Genomic DNA, 22,402 nt, shown 5'->3' on the forward strand with positions numbered 1-22,402 from the left:
CGGCGAAAGCCGGCGCGCAGGAGCCTGGCGGCGCGCGGCGGGCGGGGCCCTAGCCCTTCCTTTCCGCCGCCCCGGGAGCGGCCGGGGGCGCATGGCGCAGCGCGGCGAGGCCGGCGCCGCTCAGCCGCAGCGCCGCCGCCAGCGCCGCCACATAGACGGCGAGGCCAATGACCGCCAGCAGGCCGAGATGCGCCTCCCGGTGGAACAGGGGCGCATGGCGGGCCAGCGCCGCCACATGCGGATCCGCCAGCCACGCCGCCGCCGTCAGCGCCGCCGCCGCGGCCGCCACGCTGGCGATGGTGCGGCCAAAGGCGCGGTCCGCGCCCATCCAGCCGCGACGGACCGCCAGCACGACCAGCAGTCCGAGATTGACCCACGCCCCGGCGCTGGTGGCCAGGGCGAGGCCCGGCGCGCCGTAACTGGAGGTGAGCATGATCTTCAGCGCCACGTTCACCGCCACCGCCGCCAGCGAGGCGACCAGCGGGGTGACGGTGTCGCGCCGGCCATAGAAGCTGGACACCGCCGAACGGATCAGCACGATCGCCGGCAGGCCCAGCGCATAGGCGGCCAGAACCTGGCCCGCCGCCGCCGCGTCCCCGGCGGTGAAGGCCCCGCGGGCGAACAGCGCCTCCATGATCAGCGTCGGGACCGCCAGAAAGGCGCCGGCGAAGGGCGCCGCCGCCACCAGGGTGAGCGCCATGGCGCGGTTCTGCGCCCGGTGCGCCCCGGCCTCGTCGCCCGCCGCCAGCCGGCGGCTCATCTCCGACATGATCACCGTGCCCACCGCCACGCCGATGACGCCGACGGGCAGCTGGTATATGCGGTCGGCGAAATAGATCGACGACACCGCGCCGGTGGGCAGCATGGTGGCGATGACGGTGTCCGCGAACATCGCCAGCTGCACCCCCGCCGAGCCCACCACCGCCGGCGCGAGGCCGCGGAAAAACCGGCTCATCTGGCTGTTCCACACGAACGCCTTCAGCCGCGGCGCCAGTCCGGCGCGGCGCGCGTCCCACATCACCAGCGCCAGCTGCAGCGCGCCCGAGACGCTGACCGCCCACGCGGCGGCGTGGGCGGCGTCCGGGAACAGGAAGGCGAGGGCGAGGCCGGCGATCATCGCCGCGTTGAGCAGCACCGGCGCCGCCGCGCCGGCGGCGTAACGGTCGCGGGCGTTGAGAACGCCCGTGACCAGCGTCACCAGGGTCACGAACAGCAGATAGGGGAAGGTGATGCGCGTCAGCGTCACCGCCAGGGCGAATTTCTCCGGCTCCCCGGTGAAGCCCGGCGCCAGCAGGCCCACCAGTTGCGGCATGAACGCCCACGCCAGCGCCAGCACGGCCAGCTGCGTGACCAGCATGGCGGTGAACAGCCGGTCGGCGAACAGCCGCGCCGCCTCCGGCCCGCCCGCCGCGCGCTCGTGGGCGTAAGCCGGCACGAAGGCGTTGTTGAACGCCCCCTCGCCGAAAATGGCGCGGAAATGGTTGGGCAGGCGGAAGGCCACCAGAAAGGCGTCCGTCGCCGGCCCGGCGCCCATCACCGCCGCCAGCATCACGTCGCGCAGGAAGCCCGTGACCCGCGACAGCAGGGTGAAACCGCCAAAGCCGAGTATCTTGCGCAACATGACCGGAATTCCTGACGCGCCGCCGCCCGCGGCGCACATATGACGCGGGTGCCGCGCAGTCTGCCCCCGGCCGGTGAAGAATTCGCCAGGGGGGCGCGCCACATGAAAACGGCCGCCTGCGGGCGGCCGTGAAGGTATTGCGGGAAGCCTCCGGGGCCTGCGCCGCGCGGCGGACCCGCCGCCGCAGGGCGCCCCCGGAAGCGCGCCGCGCGCCGCAGGGGCGGCGCGGCGCCGGGCGCGTTACGTCGCCTCGTTGAACAGCTTCTCCACGTATTCCCAGTTCACCAGGTTCTCGATGAAGGCCTTCAGATAGTCGGCGCGGCGGTTGCGGTAGTCGATGTAGTAGGAGTGCTCCCACACGTCGACGCCGAGGACCGGCGTGGCGCCGTGCACCAGCGGGTTCTCGCCGTTCGGGGTTTTCATGATCTCGAGCTTGCCGTCGCGCAGGGCGAGCCAGGCCCAGCCCGAACCGAACTGGCCGACGCCGGCCTGCACGAAATCTTCCCTGAACTTCTCGACCGAGCCCAGGTCCTCGATGATCTTCTTCTCGAGGGCGCCCGGAATGGCGCCGCCGCCATTGGGCTTCATCCAGTTCCAGAAGTGCAGGTGGTTGTAGTGCTGGCCGGCGTTGTTGAACAGCGGCTGGTTCTTGCCCCAGGAGGCCTTGACGATCTCCTCGACGCTCCTGCCTTCCAGCTCCGTGCCGGCCAGCAGCTTGTTGCCGGTGTCGACATACGCCTGATGGTGCTTGTCGTGATGGTACTCCAGCGTCTCCTTCGACATGTAGGGCTGGAGGGCGTCGTAAGCGTAAGGAAGTTCGGGCAGCTTGAAGGTCATGTCTTCGTTCCTTCCTGTATCGGCTTGCCGGCGCGAGGGGCCGGGGGACTGTGCGAATGGTTAGGCCACGCGCGCGCCCCCGGCAAGCCGGATGCGCACAACATTTACCGGAGAGCGCAACCGCCGGCCACCGGAAACGGCCCATGGCCGCCATGCGCAAGGGGGTAACGCGAAAAACGGAGAATGACGTCGCGCCGCCCGTCCGTTAACGCGAAAATGAGCGTTTTTACCTTGACTGGGGCTGCAGCGACCAGCACTGCCTGCCAGCGGACGCCCCGGGGGCGGCGGACGGCCGGACCGTCCGCGACCCCACTATCGCCTGAAAGGGAGGCGACACAGCCCGGCGGCGGACGCGCAGGAGAGGATCCAGCCAGATGAGGCCCAGATGCTGCTGATACTTTACGTTCTCGCCGCCGCGCTGGCGGCCGGCGGCGCATGGGCGATCGCCGCCGGCGCGCCCATGATCGTGCTGGAGCGGGGATGGACCATGGTGATCTCCGGCAGCGTCGCCGTGACCGGAGCCGCCATCGTCTTCGCCCTGGCCATGGTGACGCGCGCCATCCGGCAGCTGCCCGACCAGCTCGAGGCCGGCGTCATCGACGAGCCGCAGGCCGCCTCCGCCGGGGCAAGCCGCCCGGCCGCGCCCTTCCTGCCGGCGTCGCCGCCGCGGCCGGCTGACGCGCCCGCCCCAGCGCCCCTGGCCGTCAGGCCGGCCGGAGCCGCGCCCGTCGCCGCCGGGGCAGGGGCGAGGGCCGCCGGGCCGGAGGACGCCGGCGCCAGGAATGACATGGCCAGGAATGACGTGGCCAGGAATGACGTAACCAGGAACGACGTCGCCAGCGAGGCCGGCGCGCAGGCCGGGTCCGTCGCGCCGGCGGCGCCGGACAGGCCTGAGCCCGGCGGGCCGCGGCCGGCCGCGCCGCGCCGCGACCCGGCCGGCCTTGACCTGCGGCTTGGCAGCCTGCTGCGCCCCGGCGCCCTGGCCGCCGCCGCGCCGGCGAGCAGCGGCCCCGGCGAGGCGGCCGGCGCCTCCGCCGCAGGGGCTGCGCCGGCCCCGGAAGAGGAAACGCCGGCCGGGGCGACGCCGCCCTGGCCGCAGCGTCCCGTCCGCCCGCCGGCCGCAGCCGGGCTTTCTTCCTTGTCGCGGGGGCCCGGCGCGCCCGAGGCTGCGGCCGCGCCCGCCTCCGGCGAGCGCGCGTATCCGGACCCGGGCCCGGCGCCGGAGATCGCCGCGCGTCTCGCCGCCATGTTCGGACGCAGGCCGGCCGGAGAGGGCGAAAGCGCCGTCCCGGCGGGGCCGGCCCATCCGCCGCCGCGCTTTCCCGAGCGGCCGGCGCCGCGCGGCGGCGCGGCCTCGGCCGCCTCCGCCGGGCCGGCCTCTGGCGGCGACAGCCGCGCCGGCGCGGACAGGGCGGAGGAGAGCGGGGCGGAGGACGGCCGGACGGACGCAGCCAGTGCGGGCGGCGACGCGGGCGCCGCGCCGCCGGCCGGGGCCGGCGCAGGTCCGGCGGTGGTGGGCAGCTACACCGCCGGCGGGGTGCATTACGTCATGTACGCCGACGGCTCCATTGACGCCCAGACCCCAGATGGCGTCCGGCATTTCTCCTCGCTGGAGGCGCTCAAGGCGCATTTCGCCGGCGGAGGGAAGTAAACCTCGCCCTGTCCAGGAAGGCGCAAAAAAGGGCCCGCAAGGGCCCTTTTTCATCGCCGCGGCGCGTCAGCCCGCCGGCGGGGCGTCGAAGCCGCGCGCCGCCTGCAGGGCGAAGGCGTAGCAGAGCGCCGTCTCCTTCAGTGAATCGAAGCGCCCCGAGGCGCCGCCATGGCCGGCGTCCATGTTGATGCGGCACAGGATGGGGCCGCCGCCGGTCATGACGGCGCGCAGCCGCGCCACCCATTTCACCGGCTCCCAGTAGGTCACCCGCGGATCGGTGAGCCCGCCCAGCGCCAGGATCGCCGGATAACGCTGCGGCTTCACCTGTTCATAGGGCGCGTAGGAGCGGATCAGCTCGAAATCCGCCCGGCTCGCCAGCGGATTGCCCCACTCCGGCCACTCCGGCGGCGTCAGCGGCAGGCTGTCGTCCAGCATGGTGTTGAGCACGTCCACAAAGGGCACGTCGGCGATAATGCCGGCGAACAGCTCCGGCGCCATGTTGGCGACCGCCCCCATCAGCATGCCGCCGGCGCTGCCGCCATGGGCGACGATGCGCCCCTCCGATGTGTAGCCGGCCCGGGCGAGCGCCCGGCAGACGGCGATGAAGTCCGTGAAGGTGTTTGGCTTGTGCTCGCGCTTGCCGTTGCGGTACCAGGCCCAGCCCTTCTCCGTGCCGCCGCGCACGTGGGCGATGGCGTAAACGAACCCGCGGTCCACAAGCGACAGGATGCTGGTGCGGAACCCCGCCGACAGCGCGTGGCCATAGGCGCCGTAGCCGTACACCAGAGCCGGCGCGCTCCCGTCCAGCGGCGTGTCCCTGCGGCGCAGCACCGACACCGGCACCTGTTCGCCGTCCGGCGCCGTGGCGAACAGGCGCGTCGCCACATAGTCAGCGGGATTGTGGCCCGACGGCACCTCCTGGCGCTTCAGCAGCGTGCGGGCGCGGGTGACCATGTCATAGGCGTAGGTGGAGGCGGGCGTGGTCAGCGAGGCGTAGGCGAAGCGCAGCTCCGTGACGTCGTATTCATAGCCGCCGTCCATGCCGAGGGCGTAGGTCTCCTCGTCAAAGGCGATGGCGTGCTCCTCGCCGGTGGCGAAATCGCGGATGACGATGCGGGGGCGGGCGTTCTCCCGCTCCATCCGCGCCAGATGGCCGGCGAAGGCCACATGCGACAGGATCATCACCCCGGGACGGTGCGGCACCAGATCCCGCCAGTTTTCCCGCTGCGGCGCCGCCAGCGGCGCCTTGACCAGCTTGAAGTCCTCGGCGCCGTCGGCGTTGGTGCAGATCACCAGCCGGTCGCCGTGGTGGTCGACGCTGTAGCGCACCTGCGGCTCGCGCGCCGCCACCAGGAAGGGCGTCGCCTCCGGATCGCGCAGGTCGACCAGCCAGATTTCGCTGGTCTCGTGGTCGCCGCAGGAAATGATCAGGTAGCGGCCGGACTGGGTGACGTCCAGGTGCACGAACCAGCCGGGATCCTGCTCGAAATACACCAGCCGGTCAGCCTCCTGCGGCTGGCCGAGACGGTGCAGGAACACCTTGCGCGGCCGGTGATTTTCGTCGTTCATCACGTAGAAGAAGCCGGCGCTGTCCGCCTGCCACGCCATCTCGCCGGTGGTGTCCTCCACCAGGTCCGGCAGGTCGCGCAGCGTTCCGTCCGGGTCCACCTCGCGCACGCGGATGGCGAACAGCTCGGAGCCCTTCTCGTCCGCGCTCCAGGCGATGCGGCTGAAGTCCGGCGAATGCTCCACGTCGCCGGGCTCGAAGAACGGCTTGCCCTTCGCCATGGCCTCGACGTCGAGCAGCACCTGCTCGGGGCCCCCGTCGCGCGGGCGCCTGCACACCAGCTCATGCCCGGCGCCGGTTTCATAACGCTCGTACCACAGCCAGGGGCCGTGCGGCGCCGGAACCCCGGCGTCATCCTCGCGGATGCGGCCGCGCATCTCCTTCAGCAGGGCGTCCCGCAGCGGCGCCAGCGGGGCCAGCGCCGCGTCGCACCAGGCGTTTTCCGCCTCAAGCACGGCGCGGATGTCGGCCGGCAGCGCCGCGGGGTCCTTCAGCACCTCCCGCCAGTTCTCCGCCTTGAGCCAGGCGTAGTCGTCGCGCAGCGTCTCGCCGTGGATCCGCCTGACCGACGGGCGGACGGGCGTGACTGGCGGGGCGGGCGGCGTTCCGGGGCGGGGCGTGGTGCTGTGCGTCATGGGCGGACCCTTGCGGCTGGAACGGGTGACGGCGCTGGCCTGACATGGCCGCAGGCGCCGCAGGCGGCGAAACGGCGCGCGCCGGCCGCGCGCCAGCGGTGATGCGCCCTGTCCGCGGCGTAATCAAGACCGCATCGCGCCGCGCCGTCCGCCGCCGCGCCGTCAGGACGGGCGATTGACACGAACGGCGATTATAGGATTATATACCTATATTACCGTCTCCGTCCGCCCGGACGCGGGGCGGACCGTCGCCAGACCAGGCCGGAGCCGCCGCTTCCGCGCCGCCATGCCGTTTCGCCGCCGGCGCCGTCCCTGCGGCCGCGGGCGGTCTTTTCCCGTCGTGTCCGGAATTTCGCTCGCCCGCCATCATGCCACGGAGGACTGCAATATGGAACAAATCATGAACAAATCCATGCCCGCCGCGTCGCTCCGGGGCGAAGGCGGCCGCTCCGCCGCCGGCCAGGGCGTCCGCGCCCGGCGCGGCCGTCCGGCCGCCGGTCCGGCGCGCCGGCCGGAGACGGCGCCGGAGCTGCTGGCGCTGCTGCGCCGCCTCGCCGCGCCCGGCGCCTTTCTCGCCCCGGGTCCGGCCGACGGCGGCTGGATGCTGGGGCTCACCGGCGCCCGGCCGGCGGCCGGGGGAACGCGCGTCAGCCTCGGCGGCGGCCCCGTGCCGGAGGCGCTGGCGCGCGCGGCGCTGGAGGCCGGGCTGGTGGAGGAGGAAAAAGGGCAGGGGCGCGCGCGCCGCCGCCTCGTGCTTTCCGCCGCCGGGCGCGCCCGCCTCGCCCGCGCACAGGCGACGGCGGCGCCGTTCCTCGCCCAGCACGCCGGACTGGACGCCGCGACCCTCAGGGTCGGCGGCGTCGCGACGGCGGTGACGGTCAATCACCGCGAAAGTCCGCTGGCATGGCTGCGCCGGCGCCGCGGCCGCGACGGCGCGCCGCTCATCGATGAGGCCGCCTGGCTCGCCGGCGAACGCTTCCGCGCCGATTTCGAACGGGCGCAGCTGGCGCCGCGCCTGACCGTGAACTGGGAGCGGCCGGCGGGCGCCGTCGCAGGCGCCGGCGCGCCCGGGCCTTCCGACATGGCCGTGGCCGCCCGCCAGCGCCTGCGCCGCGCCCTCGACGCGGTGGGGCCGGAATTCGCCGGCGTGCTGCTCGACGTCTGCGGTTTTCTGAAAGGGCTGGAGCAGCTGGAGCGCGAGCGCGGCTGGCCGGCGCGCTCCGGCAAGGTGGCGCTGGCCATGGCCCTGGCGCGCCTCGCCGCCCACTACGGCCTGCAGCGCGAGGCCGCTGGCCCGCCATGGAGCCGGACGCGCCTGTGGCGGGCCTGACGGCCTCAGGCCGCCGCCAGCGCCGCCGCCGCGTCCGCCTTGATGCGCTTCACCATGGAGCTGAGCCCGTTGGAGCGTTGCGGCGTGAGATGGCCGGAAAGCCCCAGACGGTCAAACAGCGCCTGGGCGTCGGCGGCGACGATCTCTTTCGCCAGCCGCCCGGAAAAGAACGCCAGCGCCACCGCCACCAGGCCGCGCACGATGTGGGCGTCGCTGTCGCCGAGGAAATGCAGGCGCGGCCCTTCCGGCGTCTGCTCCACCTGGCTCTCCAGCCACACCTGGCTGGCGCAGCCGCGCACGCGGTTCTCCTCCGTATGCGCCTCCGCGGGCATCGGCGGCAGCTGCCGCCCCAGCTCGATCAGGTAGCGGTAGCGGTCCTCCCAGTCGTCGAGGAAGGCGAAATCGTCGATGACGGCGTCGATCGAAGGCAGCATGGGCGTGAGGTTCCGTGGCGCCGTCCGGTGGGGCGACGGCGCCTTTCCGCCGCCCGGTCTTACAGCTTCCGGCCGCCCGGGCCAATGCCGCCGGCGCGTTTTTCGCGCCGCCGCCGGCTGCGGGCGGGACGCGCCAGGGCGGTTCAGCGACCGTTCGCGGCGGCGGGCGGCTCCGGCGCGTCGCCGGGCGCGGCCCTGCGCGTCTCCGGCGCCGGCTGTCGCCCGGGCGAGAGCCACGCCAGCAGCCGGGCGGCGAGGCCGGCCGCGGCGGCGACGTCGCCGCCCGCCTGGCCGGACAGCTGCAGCTGGCGCGCCGCCAGCGCCCCCTTCGCCGCGCCGTCGACGATCTCCCGCTCCCGCAGGCCGCTGGCCGGCGAGAGCACGTAAATGACGGCTATGCAGATGACGCACATGAGCAGGCGCATGGCCGTTCGCCTCATCTTCTGGCTGCGGAACGCCCGCCGGCCCGCGGGGCCGCCTGCGCGGCCTGTGGACTGGCGGCGTCGGCTCCACTGTTTTCCCCACGCTTTAGCATTGCGTAAACGGCCCTGTGCCAGTGTCGCCATGAGCCGCCCCGGGCCCTGCGCGCCGCGGCGGCTGCGCCTGCGGGCCAGCGTGGCCGGCGCCTGACGCGCCGCCCGCAGCCCGGCGATCGCCGGCCGCCGGATGGCGGCCATTCGGAAAGGAAGCGGCCGTGTTTCGCACGCTTGCAGCAGCCCGGGCCCTGCGCGCGCTGCGCGCCAGAATCGCCGGCTTCGCCCGCCGGAACGGGCGCGACGTCCCGGGCGGCGCGGTCACGCCCGACCTGATGGCGCTGCTCGGCCACGAGCTGCGCACGCCGCTCTCCGCCCTCATGGGCTACACCGAAATGCTCGCCGGCGCCGAGACGCTCACCGACGCCCAGCGTCGCGCCTGGTCGGCCAGCGCCCATGAGGCCGCCGCCCACCTGAACGCCCTCATCGCCGCCGCCCTTGAACAGGGCGTCGACGGCCTTGGCGCGCCCGCCGCCGGACGCGCCGCCGTGGACCTCAACGCCCTCGCCGGCGCCTGCTGCGACATGGCCCGGCCGGACGCCGCCGGGCGCGGCGTCGACATCCGTTACCTGCCGCAGCCGCAGCGCCTCGACGCCTGCTGCGACCCGCGCGCCGCCCGCCAGATCCTGCTCAACCTCATCGCCAACGCCATCAAGTTCACCCCGCCAGGCGGCGAGGTGCGGGTCTGGGCCGAACGGGACGACGGCTTCATCGCGCTCACCGTCGCTGACAACGGCATCGGCCTTGAGGCCTCGCGCCAGCGGCGCGCCGCCGCCGGGCTCGGCCTTGGCCTCACCATCGTGCGCTCCCTCGCCAGCCTGCAGGGCGGGGCGCTCGTCATCCGCCCCGGCGACGACGCCGGCACCGTCGCCAGGGTGACGCTGCCGGAAGCCGTCGCCGGTTTCTCCGAACCAGCCGGCGCCGCTCCCGGCGGCGCCACACAGATGATGGCCCCCTGCCTTGCGTGAAGCGTTCGCCCGTTCCTCCAGCGATGTCGTCCGCCATGAAAGCCGCGCCGCGGCCGCCGCGCGCTCCGGGCTGGCGCGCGCGCCGCATGGCGGCGCCCGCCGCGCGGCGCGCCAGGGCGTGAGCGCGCGCGCGCTGCTGTGGCGGCTTCTCGTCGCGCGGCCGGGACGCACCGTCTTCAACCTCGTCGCCGCCGCCGTCGCCCTCGGCGTCGCCGTCAACGCCGGCTGGCTGCAGAAGGGCGTCCACCCCAATCCGCTGTTCGGCGAGCGCAAGGCCGCGCCCGCCGCCCCGAAACGCGGCGCCCCGCCGGCCGCCGCCGCGCCGCGACCGGCGCAGGCCGCGCCCACGCCGCCGCCGCGGCCCGCCGACGCCCCGGCCGCGCGCCCGCACGGCGATCCGCTCGCCGCCCTGCTGGAGACCGGCGCGCCGCCGCCGGCCGCCGTCCAGCCGGCGAAACCCCAGTCGCCCGCCGGCCACCAGGCCGGCGCGGCGCAGCCGGTCCGTCGCGCCGCCGGCTCCGCCGGCGATCCGCCGGGCGCGGGCGGCGCGCCGTTGCCGCCGCCGCGCCCCGACGCCGCCGCACGCCAGCAGCCGCCGGCACCGCCCGCCCGGCCCGAATTCTCGTCCCGGGTGATGGCCGTGCAGCAGGCGCTCAACCGCCTCGGCTACGGGCCGCTGGCCGCCGACGGGCTGATGGGCCCCGGCACCCGCGCCGCGGTGGAGCGCTTCCAGAAAGGCCGCGGGCTGCCCGTCACCGGCGAGCCAGGGCCGCGCACCCTTAAGGCGCTCTCAGCCGCCGCCGGCGTGACGCTCCCGTAAGCGCCGCCGGCTTGTCCCGCCGCCAGGCGCGCCCGCCGGCGGGGCCCGTCCGCGACCGTCTCTTCCGCAGCTTCCGCCCGCCCAGCGGCCGGCCTCGCCGGGCGGGGCGCGGGCGGATATCATTCGCGACGCCCGGCGACGGCGGGTCGCCGCGCACAGGAGGAACGCGCATGTCCGCCGTGCGCCTGCGCTCGGATTTCTGGGTTTCAGCCTATATCCGCCGCTGCCAGGGGGAGGGGGCGGTCGCCACCCTCGCCCGGCGCGGCGCCGCGGAGGCCGGGGCCATCTTCGTGCGCCTCGACACCCTCGACGGCGCCGTGCGCCTGTTCGGCCCCGCGCCCCAGGCGCTCATGGATGGGGAGGATTACGGCGAACGCCAGTTCACCGAGATCCCCCTGCCGGAGCCCACCGCCGCCGCCGCCTGGGAGCGGCTGCAGAAAGAGATCCGTTTCGATCCGGACCTGTGGATCGTCGACGTGGAGGATCGCGCCGGGCGCTGCTTCCTGCCGCTGCGCCAGTGAGGCGCGCTACTCCTCCGGCTGGCAGGTGACCGCCAGCGTCGCCTCCACCGCCCGCTCGCGCCAGGCCGGGGAGGCCGGAATGGCGCGCGCCACCGCAAGGCCGCGCGGCGTCGGCGACACCACCTCGATGATGTCCTCGTCGCTGTCCTCGGGCTGGAACAGCTCGCGCTCCTCCTTCTGCGCCGGGGTCATCACCGTCAGCGCCACGTAGCCGTTCACCGCCGCGCGGTCGGTGAGGGCGTAGATCACCCGGCCGCTGCGGTCATGGATCGACAGGGTCTGCGGCAGGCCGGAGGCGGGCATGGTGATGCGCGCCGGCCCGTCGTCCAGGTTCCAGGCGCAGGCGCTGCGCGGCGTCAGCGGATCGGCGCCCATGGCGCCCGGCGCGCCGAAATCCTCCGGAACCGGCGAGGCCACGCCGTCCGCCCCCGCCAGCGCCAGCTGCGAAAAGGCGTCGTGTCGCGCCACCGCCGGAATGCGCAGCACGATGACGATGTGAACGATGGCGCCCAGCGCAAGGCCGGCCAGCGCCGAGGCGACAATGTCAGACCAGCGCAGCTTCATGCGCACCGCTTCCTGCGGATGGCCGGCGTCAGCTGCTCCGACATGTCCGGACGCGAGATGAAGCCGGTCGGGCTGTCATAAAGGCGAAGCGTCAGGCGGAAACGCCCGGACGGGGGGGCCGCGATCCAGTCGCCGGGCTGCGGCGTCGCCGCCACGGCGATGCGCACGCCGCCGTCCGGATCGCGCAGCAGCCCCTCCGAGGTCAGCGCCCGCGGCTGCGCCAGCGGCGCCGCCGGCCCGGCCGGGGCGGCCGTCCCGTCCGGCCGCAGCGGCGTCGCCGCCAGGGTCCAGATCCGCGCCTCAGGCGTGCGGCCGGTGATCTCGTACACGCAGCCGCCGCGCAGCGGCTGGCCGTCTGAATCATGCTCCGCCACCAGCTCCACCCCTTCGCCGGCGCCCAGCGGCAGCGCCGCCGTGCGCGCCGCGACCGCGCGCCCGTACGGGTCCACGTCCGGCCGGCCGGTCGCCGGCCAGGCGCGCCACGGCCCGAGCCGCGTCGCCCCGGTGACCGGCCGCTCGCCCAGCGCCAGCCACGCCGACCCGAAGCCGGTGACGGCCGCCGTCGCCAGCGTGATGAAGGTCATGATGATCAGCCGCAATGCACCTGGCTCCCCGGAGCATTCCTGTCGCATGGCGCGGGCGCCGCGCCGTCGCCGGGACGCGCCCCGCCCCGGGCGGCGTCCGCCGGCGGGCCCTGCGCCGCCGGCGCCGCCTCCGCAGCCTGGCCCGGACGCGGGCTGCGCGCGGCCGCGAACAGCGCGGCGATGTCCGCCAGGACCGCCGCCGTGCGCGCCTGGAGCAGCGTGCCCTTCAGCGCGTCCGGCGCGCCGGAGGCGGCCGCCGCCGACGCCGCCGTCTCCGGCCGCGCCGGCGCCACTCCCGGCAGCGGCTTCAGCTTCACGCCGCGGTGGAGCGGCTCCATGATCTCCCGCCACGTCTGCGCCGGCAGCGTGCCGCCGGTCATGCGGTTGGTGGACGAGAAATCGTCGTTCCCCATCCAGATCACGCCCACGTAATTGCCGGTGTAGCCCGCGAACCACGCGTCGCGATAGGCGTTGGTGGTGCCCGTCTTGCCGGCGACGCGCACCCCCTCGATGCGGGCGCGCCGGCCGGTGCCTTCCTCCACCGCCTGCGCCAGCATGCGGTTCATGTCCGCCACAACCTCCGGCGGCAGCACCCGCTCGCCCTTCGGCGCGTCGCGCTCGTGGCTCCAGATCACCTGGCCGTGGCTGTTGCGGATCTCCTCCGCCGCCCACGGCCGCGCCCGGAAACCGCCGTTGGCGAACACCGCCATGCCCGCCGTGTGCTCGATGAGCCTGACCTCCGCCGAGCCGATGGGCAGCGACGTGGAGTCGCGCAGCTCGTGCTCCAGGCCCATCGCCCTGGCGAGGGCGATGATCCGCGCCCGCCCCAGGCGCGCGTTGCCCTTGCCCAGCATGATCGACAGCTTGACCGGGATTGAATTGATCGACCGCACCAGCGCGGTGGTCAGCGACATCGGGCCGGAGAACGACCGCCCGTAATTGGCCGGGCACCAGGCGCCGATGCACACCGGGCTGTCCACCACCGTGCTCTCCGGCTTCACCAGGCCCGCCAGCAGCGCCGCCGCGTACACATAGGGCTTGAACGACGAACCTGGCTGGCGCAGCGCGTCCGTCGCCCGGTTGAACTGGCTCGCGCCGTAGTCGCGGCCGCCCACCAGGGCGCGCACCGCTCCGTCCGGCTCCATGACCACCACGCCGGCCTGGCTCGCGCCCCAGGCGGCGCCGTACTGGCGCAGGGCGTTCTCCACCGCCGTCTCGGCGCTGCGCTGGGCCAGCGGATCAAGGGTGGTGCGCACCGTCAGCACCCGGTCGTCGCCGAGCCGGCCTTCAGCCGCCATCTGGCGCACCTGCTCATAGGCCCAGTCAAGGAAGTAGTCCGGGCTGAAATCCTGCCGCCGCGCCAGCGCCGTCGCCGGATTGCGCCGCGCCGACGCCGCCTGGCCGGCGGTGAGCATGCCGGCGTCGACCATCGCGTCAAGCACGTCGTTGGCGCGCGCGCGCGCCGCCGGCAGGTTGACGTGCGGCGCATAGCGCGTCGGCGCCTTGAACAGGCCCGCCAGCATCGCCGCCTCCGCCAGCGTCAGGTCGCGGGCCGACTTGCCGAAATAATAATCCGCCGCCGCCGCCGCGCCGAAATTGCCGCCGCCCATGTAAACCCGGTCCAGATACAGCTTCAGGATCTCCTGCTTGCTGAGCCGCGCCTCCAGGAACAGCGCCAGGAACGCCTCGTTGATCTTGCGCTCCAGCGACCGTTCGTTGCTCAGGAACAGGTTCTTGGCCAGCTGCTGGGTGATGGTGGAGCCGCCCTGGACCACGCCGGAACTGCTGGCGTTCACCGCCAGCGCCCGCGCGGCGCCCACCGGGTCAATGCCGAAATGCTCGAAAAAGCGCCGGTCCTCCGTGGCCAGCACCGCGCTGATGAAATAGTCCGGGTAGTCGGTGAGCTCGAGGGCGTCGTTCTGGCGGATGCCGCGCCGGCCGATCTCCTCGCCGAAACGGTCCAGAAAGGTCACCGCCAGCTCGCCCTGGCGCAGCCAGCGGTCGCCGGCGGTCATGCGGAACGCCGGCTGGGCCAGCGCCACCAGCGCCACGCCGCCGGCCGTCGCCAGCGTCAGCCCCTCGCAGGCCAGCTCCACCAGACCGCGGCGAACTCCCTGCACGGCGAACCGGTCGGTGAAGTCGCTCCAGCCGCGCCACGCCCGGGCGAGCAGCGCGCCCGTCGCGTACAGGCCTGAATCAATGCGCGCATCAACGGCCAGGGCGATCCGGCGGATTCGCAACCACAGCGATCCACTCTCCGGCTTCACGATGCGCTGCCTTCCATGCTTGCGGCTCCCGCGGGCGCGGAACCCTGATCCGGCGAAGTATACCAGCCGGGGCAGGGCCGGTCAGCCGTCGCGCCGGCGTGAACGGCGGATTTGGTGAAGGGCGTTGCAATCCGGCTCCCGTTCCGGCACTGACGCCTTTTCTCCGCATGTGACCGCTCCGGCGCCGGGCCCCGCCCGGCGGCCGGCGCGGCGGACAGGACCAGGATGACCGCTGACGCCGCCGGCGCGCCCGAACCCTTCTGGCGCACGGTTTCTCTCGACGACATGACCGAGGCCCAGTGGGAGAGCCTCTGTGACGGTTGCGGCCGCTGCTGCCTCATCAAGCTGGAGGACGAGGACACCGGGCGGATCTATCACACCGACGTCGGCTGCCGGCTGCTCGACCCCGACACCTGCCGCTGCCGCAACTATCCCGAGCGGCGAAAGCACGTGCCTGACTGCATCCGCCTGACCCCGGACGTGGTGCGGACCCTCTCCTGGCTGCCGCCCACCTGCGCCTACCGCCTCGTGCGCGAGGGCCGCGACCTGCCCTGGTGGCATCCCCTGGTCTCCGGTACGCCTGACACCGTCGTCGCCGCCGGCGTCTCCGTGCGCGGCCGCCTCTCGGCGCTCGAACAGGAGCTGGAGCCGGAGGAGCTCATGGAGCGCATCGTGCAGTGGCCGGACCGCGTTCCACGCCGCGCCAAGGGGCCGCCGCCGGCCGTGGCCGCCCGCATCCGCCGCTCCCGCGGCGCCTGATCCGCCAGGACGGAACGCGGGACAGGGCCGCCGCATCAGGCCGCCGCCCCGCGCCGGGCCCCCAAGGGAAAAGGGGGCGGCGATCCTGTAGGGGCTCCAGGGCGGCGACCCCGGGGGGCCCTGAGGGGGCGCTCCGGCGGGGCGCTCAGGCGCCGCCGCCGCGGCGCCGCGCCGGCCGCTGCGGCGCCGGCTCCGCCGCCGGGCGGGCATGTCCCGGCCCCGGGAGCACCACCACCTTCGCGCCCACCGGCGTGCGGTCGTACAGGTCGATCACGTCCTGGTTGATCATGCGGATGCAGCCCGACGACACCCGCGCGCCGATGGTGTGCGGCTCGTTGGTGCCGTGGATGCGGAACAGCGTGTCCCTGCCGTTCTGCCACAGGTACAGCGCCCGCGCGCCCAGCGGGTTGCGCAGGCCGCCAGGCACGCCCTTGCCGCCCGGAAGGCTGGTGACCACCCGCTGCAGCTCCGGCTGGCGGGCGATCATTTCCTTGGGCGGATACCAGTCCGGCCAGGCCTGCTTGCTGTTGACCGTCGCCACGCCCGACCAGCCGAAGCCTTCGCGCCCGACGCCGACGCCGTAACGGATCGCCCGCCCGCCGGGCTGCACCAGATACAGGTAGCGCCGCGCCGGATCGACCACGATCGTGCCCGGCTCCTCCGGCCCGGCGTACGGCACGGCGCGGCGCAGGAACGCCGGATTGACCGTTCCCGGCGGCACGCCCGGAATGGGGAAGGGCTCGTTCTCCACCGGGCCGTACATGGCGGCGTAGTCCTCAGGCCGCGGATCGGCCGGGGCGGCCGGGGGAGGCGGCGGCGGGGGGGCGGCGGGCGCCGCTGCGGCGCCGCGCAGGCGGACGAGCTCGTCCTCAAGCCGCGGCGGGCGGCGTGTCTGGCAGGCGGAAAGCGCGACGGCGGATGACGCGAGAAGAAAAAGACGGCGGGTCAGGACCTGCATGACGGCTCCGGCGCAGCTGGCGTGTCCGCGTCCCGGCGCCGCGCCGGGAGGCGGCGGCGGCCGGCGGCGGACGCGCTTTCGTTGACCATGACCTGATTTCCTGTAGCCGGCAACGCGGTTTCGCCTTCCGGACCCGCGGAATCCGCGCCTCCGTCATCTCCGGGCCGCAGCTTGACGGCCGGGCGCGCCTTACCGACAGTCGTCCAGGGAAACGGAAGGGAGCGCGCAGCGATGACGGAAGGGATGACGGAAGACGAAATCCGGCTCTGGACGGGGCCTGGCGACTATGTCGATTCGGATCATCCGGAGGTTGTGGCCTTCGCGCGGCGCGTGACGGAAGGCGCCGGGTCGCCGCGTGAAAAGGCGCGGCGCGTCTATCTGGCCGTGCGCGAGCTCTACTATGACCCATATGTCGACTGGAGCCCGGAGGTGTTCCGCGCCTCCGCCGTGCTCGCCGCCGGCCGCGGCTACTGCGTCGGCAAGGCCTCGCTGATGGCCGCGGCCTGCCGCGCCGTGGGCGTGCCCGCCCGCGTCGCCTTCGCCGACGTCACCAACCATCTGGCCACGCCGCAACTGCTGGAGCGCATGGGCACCGACCAGTTCTACTGGCATGGCTTCACCGAGGTCGCCCCCGACGGGCGCTGGGTCAAGGCCAGCCCCACCTTCAACGCCTCGCTGTGCCAGAAGCTCGGGGTGGCGCCGCTCGACTTCGACGGCGAAAACGACGCCCTGCTGCAGGCCTTCGACTCCGCCGGCAACACCTTCATGCGCTACCTGCGCCAGCACGGCGCCTTCCACGACGTGCCGGCCAGGCACATCATGCAGGAGATGCGCCGCCTCTATCCGAAGCCCCTGACCCGCGACGGCGGCGCCAGACCGGACATGGAGGCCGAGGCCGCGGCGCTGGCTGGCTGAGCCGCCGGGGCCCGCGCCGCAAGGATTTACCGGATGATTACCCGCCCCATGCTGTGCTGGCCGCGACCGGCGCGACGCGGCCGGGCCGGGGCAGGGCGGAAGGCGCCCGTTCCGGTGCACGCACACAGGGAGCAGCGCATGATCACGGGCCGTATCGGGAAGCGCATCACCGCAGCCATCGCCGGCGTCTCGCTGGCCCTGACCGCCGGCGCCGCCGTCGCCGCGCAATGCGGGAACGGCCCGGAAGGCTTCGACCGGTGGCTCGGGGAGTTCCGCCGCGAGGCCGCCGCCGCCGGCATCCGCCCGCAGGTGATCGACGCCGCGCTCGCCGGCGTCTCCTACGACCGGCGGGTCATCGGCCTGGACCGCAACCAGCGGCACTTCAAGGTCAGCTTCGAGCAGTTCATCAAGAACCGCGTCACCGCCGGCCGCATCAGCAAGGGCCGGCAGATGCTGCGGACCTACGCGGGCGTGCTGCAGCGCATTGAGAGCCGCTACGGCGTGCCGCCGGAAATTCTCGTCGCCATCTGGGGCATGGAGACCGACTACGGCGCCGTGCGGGGCAACATGCCGGTGTTCCGCTCCCTGGCCACCCTGGCTTACGACTGCCGCCGCAGCGCCTTCTTCACCGGCCAGCTCATGGACGCCCTGCGCATCGTGCAGCGCGGCGATCTCTCGCCCCACGAAATGCGCGGCGCCTGGGCCGGCGAGATCGGCCAGGCCCAGTTCCTGCCCAGCTCCTATTACCGTTACGCCGTGGATTTCGACGGCGACGGCCACGCCGACCTCATTCGCAGCGCCCCCGACACGCTCGCCTCCATCGCCAATTACCTGCGCGCCCATGGCTGGGTCCGCGGCGCCGGCTACCATCCCGGCCAGCCCAATTTCCCGGTGATGCGCGAGTGGAACCGCGCCGAAGTCTACGCCCGCGCCCTCGGCTATTTCGCCGACAGGCTGCGCAACTGACCGGAGCCGGGCAGGACGGGCAGGGCGCGCGCCGGCTGCGAGGGGAGGGAGGAAAATAGTCCTTGACAGCGGCGCGCTGTTCTGGCATGATCAGGCCATGCTCAGGAAGTGTGACCGGGCGACGCCGCGGCGGCCATGCCGCCGGTGACGCCGCCGCGGTCCGCCGGGCCGGCGCCGCCGGCCGGGCCAGCAACCGCAAGCCGCGTCCGCCGACGCGGCTTTTTTCATTGGCGCATGCAGGAGGGACGGATGCCGCCACGGCGCAGCGACCCTTGCGGCGCTTCGCGCGGCGCCTGTCGTGACGCTTCTGGCGGCGCCTGCGCCGCGCCCGCCAGCCCGCCGGCCCCCGCCGCGCTCGCCGCGGCGCGGCGGCGCTTTGAAAACGGCGACGCCACCCTGAAGCAGCTTGCCGCGGAGCTCGGCCTGTCGCCGCGCCGGCTCGGCGCGCTGGCCCGGCGCGACGGCTGGACGAAACCGGCCCGGCCCCCCGCGCGCCGCCGCGCCGGGGCGCGCCCCCCGGCCGGGCGCGCCGCCCTGGTGGCCCGGCTGTGGGCCGCCGCCGCGCGGCAGATGGACGAAATCGAAGCCGCCCTCGCCAGCGCTCCGGGCGAGGGGCAGGTGCGTGAGCGCGAGGCGCGGCTGATGGCCATGCTGGTGCGGGTCGCCGCCGGCCTCGCCGCCATCGAGCGGGCCGGCGCCGCGCCGGCCGCCGGCAGGGAGACGCAGGCCCATGACGGCGACGCAGCCTTCCCCGACGACGCCGACGCATTCCGCCGGACGCTTGAAAGCCGCATTGACGCGCTGCTCCGACGCCGGCCTGCTGGCGACCTTCCTGGGTGAGCTGCCGCCGGCCGCCCTGGCGCGCCTCGCCGCCGACTGGCTGCTGTTCGCCCGGCCGGACCAGCTGCCGCCGCCGGGCGACTGGACCATCTGGCTGATGATCGGCGGCCGCGGCGCCGGCAAGACCCGCGCCGGGGCCGAATGGGTGCGCGGCATGGCCCTCGGCCTGCCGCCGTTCGCCTCCGCCCCCTGCGGGCGCATCGCCCTCGTCGGCGAAACCTACGGCGACGTGCGCGACGTGATGGTGGAGGGCGTCTCCGGCGTGCTCTCCCTCGGCGGAGCGGACAGGCCGCAATGGTCGCCGGCGCGCCGCAGGCTGGAATGGCCCAACGGCGCCGTCGCCCAGGCGTTCTCCGCCGAGGATCCGCAGGGGCTGCGCGGGCCGCAGTTCGCCGCCGCCTGGTGCGACGAGCTGTGCAAGTGGCGCAACGCCCGCGAAACCTGGGACATGCTGCAGTTTGGCCTGCGCCTCGGCGAGCGGCCGCGCCAGCTGGTGACGACCACGCCGCGGCCCATGCCGCTGCTGCGCGCGCTGCTCGCCGATCCGCGCGCCGTCGTCACCCGCGCCCGCACCCGCGACAACGCCGCCAATCTCGCGCCCGCCTTCCTCGAGGAGGTGACGGCGCGCTACGCCGGCCTGCGCCTCGGCCGCCAGGAGCTCGACGGCGAGCTCATCGACGACCGGCCCGACGCCCTGTGGTCACGGGAGGTCATCGAGGCGAACCGCGTCAGCGCCGCGCCGCCGCTGGCGCGCATCGTCGTCGCCGTCGATCCGCCGGCCAGCTCCGGCCAGCGCGCCGGCCGCTGCGGCGTCGTCGCCGCCGGCGTCGACGAGGCCGGCGTCTGCCATGTGCTCGAGGACGCGACCATCGCCCGCGCCGCCCCTGCGGCGTGGGCCGAACGCGCCATCGGCGTCTGGCGCCGCCGGGAGGCCGACGCCCTCGTCGTCGAGGTGAACCAGGGCGGCGACATGGCCGCCGCCGTGCTGCGCCAGTGCGATCCCGCCGCGCCGGTGATCCCGGTGCGCGCCACCCGCGGCAAGTACCTGCGCGCCGAACCGGTGGCGGCGCTCACCGCCCAGGGCCGGGTGAAGTTCTGCGGCTGCTTCCCCGAGCTGGAGGACGAGCTTTGCGACTTCGGTCCCGGAGGGCTCTCCGGCGGCCGCTCGCCCGACCGCATGGACGCCATGGTCTGGGCCGTCGCCGCCCTCACGGGCCCGCAGGCGGCCCCGCGCATCCGCGCCCTGTAACCCGCCGCGCCGGCGTCGCGCGGCTCCGATCCGCCGCTCCAGGGAGGACACCATCATGGCGGGACTGTTCGCCAGGCTGCTCCGTCGCGCCGGCCCCGAAGCCGGCCCGGCCGAACGGCGCGCCTTCACGCCGCCCGCGGGCCTGATCGCATGGTCGTCGCCGGGCCGGCCGGCGTGGTCCGGGCGCGACTACGCCGCCTTCGCCCGCGAGGGATACCAGGGCAACGCCATCGCCCACCGCTGCGTGCGGCTGGTGTGCGAGGCGGTGGCCGCCACGCCGCTGGCGCTCTATGAAGGCGACAGCGAGCTCGAACGCCATCCGCTGCTCGAGCTGCTGGAGCGTCCCAACCCGCACCAGGACGGCGTCACCCTGATCGAGACCGTCTGCGGCCAGCTCCTCGTCGCCGGAAACGCCTATCTGCACGCGATCATGCCCGGCGGCGCGCCGCGGGAGCTGCACGCGCTGCGGCCGGACCGGGTGCGCGTCATGCCGGGGGAGGACGGCTGGCCTTCCGCCTGGGAATACGCCGCCGGCGGCAGGACCGTGCGCTTCCTGCGCGGCCAGGGCGTCGTCAGCCCGGTGCTGCACCTGCGCCAGTTCCACCCCACCGACGACTACTACGGCCTGTCCTCCATGGAGGCCGCCGCCCGCGCGCTCGACCTGCACAACGCCGCCTCCGCCTGGAACAAGGCCCTGCTCGACAACGCCGCCAGACCTTCCGGCGCCCTGGTTTACGCCGGCCCGCAGGGCTCCTCCCTGACCGACGCCCAGTTCGAACGCCTGCGCGCCGAAATGGAGACCCAGTTTCAGGGCGTCGCCAACGCCGGACGGCCCCTGCTGCTGGAAGGGGGCCTCGACTGGAAGCCGCTCTCCCTGAGCCCGAAGGACATGGACTTCACCGAAGCGCGCGCCGCCGCCGCCCGCGAGATCGCCCTCGCGCTCGGGGTGCCGCCGCTGCTGCTCGGCCTGCCCGGCGACAATACCTACGGCAATTACGCCGAGGCCAACCGCGCCTTCTGGCGCCAGACGGTGCTGCCGCTCGCGCGCCGCATCGCCGCCGGCATCGCCTGCTGGCTCGGCCCCGCCTGGGGGCAGACGTTGCGGCTGGCTCCCGACGCGGACGCCATCGAAGCCCTCGCCAGCGAACGCGAGGCCCTGTGGCGCAAGGTCAGCGCCGCCACGTTCCTCTCCGATGATGAAAAACGGGCCGCTGTCGGCTATGGCGTCCGCAGTAAAAACCGCACATGATTTTCATATTATTAAGTATTGAAAAACAATCGTCATGATATGATAACCGTAAATCCTGTGAATCTGCGAATCATTGTTTGCGCGGACAAGGGCGGAGCTTGCTGGTGGGGCTGATGATGAACGTGCTTGTGGCCGCGGGCGCTGGCAGCGCTTGGGCCAGACGCGAGCTGGCGAACTGCTGCAACGGCTTTCACAACACGCCGCCAGGCTGGATCTGGCGGGAGCAGCCGCGCGGCGCCGGCATGAACCTCGTCGCCGAGGACGCGTGGCGGCGCGCGGGCCGGCTCGGTCCCCTCGCGCCGCCGCCTCCCGCCCGCCCGGGCGGAGCGCCGCCGCTCCCAGCCGGAGCCGGCGCGTCCGGGGACGTCGTCATGTTGCGGCCGGTGGCCAGTTTTCGCGACATCGGCGCCTGGGAGAACCGGTGCGGCGGCCTCGTGCCGCGGGATTTCATCGAGTTCCTGCGGCAGGGCGGGCCGCTCGCCCCCGCGGCCCGCTTCTTCACCCTGCCGGCGCGCGCCGGCCAGGAGGCGGGCGCAGCCGAAGGCGGAAAGGGGAGCGCAGCGGCGGACGGGCTGGAAAGTCTCCAGCACCTGTTCGGCTTCGGCCTGCCGGAGCCGGTCTGCAATCTCGACTATGCTCTCGGTCTTTACGCCGGGGCCATTCCCGCCGGCGTCGCGCCCATCGGCGGCAATGGCGGCGGCGATTACCTCTGTCTCGACCTGCGCGGCGGCGACACCGCCCGCGAGGCGCCGGTCGCCCTGTGGCGGGTGGACCATTTCTGGCGCACCGGCGTCTGGCGGGAGGAAGATTTCATTCCCGTCGCGCCGTCCTTCTCCGGCTTCATGGCGCGCCTGCGCCTGACGCCGGACGGGGCGCGCCGCGGCGTCGTCCGCCGGCCGCCCCGCCTGCCGCCGCCGGCGACGCGTCGCGCCTCCGGCTGAGCGCCGGAGCGGGCGCGGGCAGGGGGGCGGGCGCTCCGCCCATGGCGCGTCCGCACGACGCGTCTGCCTGACGCGTTCCCAGGGCGCTGCCCTGCGGCGCGTCCCTGCGGCGCGCGCCGCGGTCGCCCGCAGCGGCCCTTGCGGCAAGCCTGCACCAGTCGCGACGTCCGCGCCCGCGCCCGCACGGCGCCGG

General features: G+C 74.2%; 21 protein-coding genes. 12 read left to right on the top strand and 9 right to left on the bottom strand.

Translation table 11 applies throughout. The features are described from left to right. Positions 1–49 precede the first annotated feature (49 nt). Together murJ and ACFFJB_RS05285 are read right to left on the bottom strand one after the other, a co-directional pair. Positions 50–1,621, bottom strand: coding sequence for a murein biosynthesis integral membrane protein MurJ (gene murJ, locus ACFFJB_RS05280; protein WP_376830138.1), 1,572 nt, complete (start codon positions 1,619–1,621; stop codon positions 50–52). A gap of 240 nt (positions 1,622–1,861) precedes the next feature. Next, positions 1,862–2,458, bottom strand: coding sequence for a superoxide dismutase (locus ACFFJB_RS05285; protein ID WP_376830140.1), 597 nt, complete (start codon positions 2,456–2,458; stop codon positions 1,862–1,864). 385 nt (positions 2,459–2,843) lie between these two features. Between ACFFJB_RS05285 and ACFFJB_RS05290 the strand changes: the two genes are divergently transcribed. Then, the gene (locus tag ACFFJB_RS05290; RefSeq protein ID WP_376830142.1) at positions 2,844–4,109 is read left to right on the top strand and encodes a hypothetical protein; all 1,266 of its coding nucleotides are present in this window, start codon (positions 2,844–2,846) and stop codon (positions 4,107–4,109) included. A 66-nt stretch (positions 4,110–4,175) separates the two neighbouring features. Here the strand turns inward: ACFFJB_RS05290 and ACFFJB_RS05295 are convergent, their stop codons facing one another. Continuing rightward, positions 4,176–6,311: a S9 family peptidase gene (locus ACFFJB_RS05295; protein ID WP_376830144.1), complete on the bottom strand. Its 2,136-nt coding sequence runs from the start codon at positions 6,309–6,311 to the stop codon at positions 4,176–4,178. A 400-nt stretch (positions 6,312–6,711) separates the two neighbouring features. Between ACFFJB_RS05295 and ACFFJB_RS05300 the strand changes: the two genes are divergently transcribed. Further along, a complete protein-coding gene (locus ACFFJB_RS05300; RefSeq protein ID WP_376830146.1) occupies positions 6,712–7,641 on the top strand; it encodes a DUF6456 domain-containing protein in 930 nt (309 codons plus the stop codon). Positions 7,642–7,646: 5 nt separating this feature from the next. On the opposite strand, the gene ACFFJB_RS05305 is transcribed toward ACFFJB_RS05300, so the two are convergent. Together ACFFJB_RS05305 and ACFFJB_RS05310 are read right to left on the bottom strand one after the other, a co-directional pair. After that, the gene (locus ACFFJB_RS05305) at positions 7,647–8,075 is read right to left on the bottom strand and encodes a SufE family protein (RefSeq protein ID WP_376830148.1); all 429 of its coding nucleotides are present in this window, start codon (positions 8,073–8,075) and stop codon (positions 7,647–7,649) included. 143 nt (positions 8,076–8,218) lie between these two features. Further along, positions 8,219–8,500, bottom strand: coding sequence for a hypothetical protein (locus tag ACFFJB_RS05310; RefSeq protein WP_376830150.1), 282 nt, complete (start codon positions 8,498–8,500; stop codon positions 8,219–8,221). Between the two features lie 269 nt (positions 8,501–8,769). On the opposite strand from ACFFJB_RS05310, the gene ACFFJB_RS05315 reads away from it, so the two are divergent. From ACFFJB_RS05315 to ACFFJB_RS05325, 3 genes are all read left to right on the top strand, one after another. Then, positions 8,770–9,576, top strand: coding sequence for a sensor histidine kinase (locus ACFFJB_RS05315; protein ID WP_376830152.1), 807 nt, complete (start codon positions 8,770–8,772; stop codon positions 9,574–9,576). A gap of 118 nt (positions 9,577–9,694) precedes the next feature. Further along, positions 9,695–10,396, top strand: coding sequence for a peptidoglycan-binding domain-containing protein (locus ACFFJB_RS05320; protein ID WP_376830154.1), 702 nt, complete (start codon positions 9,695–9,697; stop codon positions 10,394–10,396). Between the two features lie 170 nt (positions 10,397–10,566). Continuing rightward, a complete protein-coding gene (locus ACFFJB_RS05325; protein WP_376830156.1) occupies positions 10,567–10,917 on the top strand; it encodes a DUF1491 family protein in 351 nt (116 codons plus the stop codon). A 6-nt stretch (positions 10,918–10,923) separates the two neighbouring features. On the opposite strand, the gene ACFFJB_RS05330 is transcribed toward ACFFJB_RS05325, so the two are convergent. From ACFFJB_RS05330 to ACFFJB_RS05340, 3 genes are read right to left on the bottom strand one after another with little or no spacing between them, the layout of a single operon-like run. Next, a complete protein-coding gene (locus tag ACFFJB_RS05330) occupies positions 10,924–11,481 on the bottom strand; it encodes a DUF1254 domain-containing protein (RefSeq protein WP_376830157.1) in 558 nt (185 codons plus the stop codon). Then, on the bottom strand, positions 11,478–12,080 hold the full coding sequence (locus ACFFJB_RS05335) for a DUF1214 domain-containing protein (protein ID WP_376830159.1): 603 nt from the start codon (positions 12,078–12,080) through the stop codon (positions 11,478–11,480). The genes ACFFJB_RS05330 and ACFFJB_RS05335 overlap by 4 nt, the downstream gene beginning before the upstream one ends. Then, positions 12,071–14,332, bottom strand: coding sequence for a transglycosylase domain-containing protein (locus ACFFJB_RS05340; protein WP_376830160.1), 2,262 nt, complete (start codon positions 14,330–14,332; stop codon positions 12,071–12,073). Before ACFFJB_RS05340 ends, ACFFJB_RS05335 begins: the two co-directional genes overlap by 10 nt. 225 nt (positions 14,333–14,557) lie before the next feature. On the opposite strand from ACFFJB_RS05340, the gene ACFFJB_RS05345 reads away from it, so the two are divergent. Continuing rightward, entirely contained in the window at positions 14,558–15,091 is a 534-nt protein-coding gene (locus ACFFJB_RS05345) for a YcgN family cysteine cluster protein (protein ID WP_376830162.1), read from the top strand. 145 nt (positions 15,092–15,236) lie between these two features. On the opposite strand, the gene ACFFJB_RS05350 is transcribed toward ACFFJB_RS05345, so the two are convergent. Continuing rightward, a complete protein-coding gene (locus ACFFJB_RS05350; protein WP_376830164.1) occupies positions 15,237–16,049 on the bottom strand; it encodes a L,D-transpeptidase in 813 nt (270 codons plus the stop codon). A gap of 243 nt (positions 16,050–16,292) precedes the next feature. Here ACFFJB_RS05350 and ACFFJB_RS05355 point away from each other — a divergent pair, with 243 nt between their 5' ends. The 6 genes from ACFFJB_RS05355 (at position 16,293) to ACFFJB_RS05380 (ending at position 22,209) form a co-directional block, all read left to right on the top strand. Then, the gene (locus ACFFJB_RS05355) at positions 16,293–16,964 is read left to right on the top strand and encodes a transglutaminase-like domain-containing protein (RefSeq protein ID WP_376830166.1); all 672 of its coding nucleotides are present in this window, start codon (positions 16,293–16,295) and stop codon (positions 16,962–16,964) included. Positions 16,965–17,102: 138 nt separating this feature from the next. Next, complete coding sequence (locus tag ACFFJB_RS05360; RefSeq protein WP_376830168.1) at positions 17,103–17,930, top strand: lytic murein transglycosylase; 828 nt, start codon at positions 17,103–17,105, stop codon at positions 17,928–17,930. A 249-nt stretch (positions 17,931–18,179) separates the two neighbouring features. After that, complete coding sequence (locus ACFFJB_RS05365) at positions 18,180–18,770, top strand: hypothetical protein (RefSeq protein ID WP_376830170.1); 591 nt, start codon at positions 18,180–18,182, stop codon at positions 18,768–18,770. Then, a complete protein-coding gene (locus tag ACFFJB_RS05370; protein WP_376830172.1) occupies positions 18,724–20,019 on the top strand; it encodes a DNA-packaging protein in 1,296 nt (431 codons plus the stop codon). Before ACFFJB_RS05365 ends, ACFFJB_RS05370 begins: the two co-directional genes overlap by 47 nt. A 55-nt stretch (positions 20,020–20,074) precedes the next feature. After that, the gene (locus ACFFJB_RS05375; protein ID WP_376830173.1) at positions 20,075–21,268 is read left to right on the top strand and encodes a phage portal protein; all 1,194 of its coding nucleotides are present in this window, start codon (positions 20,075–20,077) and stop codon (positions 21,266–21,268) included. Between the two features lie 113 nt (positions 21,269–21,381). Continuing rightward, the gene (locus tag ACFFJB_RS05380) at positions 21,382–22,209 is read left to right on the top strand and encodes an SMI1/KNR4 family protein (RefSeq protein WP_376832553.1); all 828 of its coding nucleotides are present in this window, start codon (positions 21,382–21,384) and stop codon (positions 22,207–22,209) included. Positions 22,210–22,402: the final 193 nt, after the last annotated feature.

The organism is Camelimonas abortus, assembly GCF_042432745.1.
Taxonomy (GTDB): domain Bacteria; phylum Pseudomonadota; class Alphaproteobacteria; order Rhizobiales; family Beijerinckiaceae; genus Camelimonas; species Camelimonas abortus.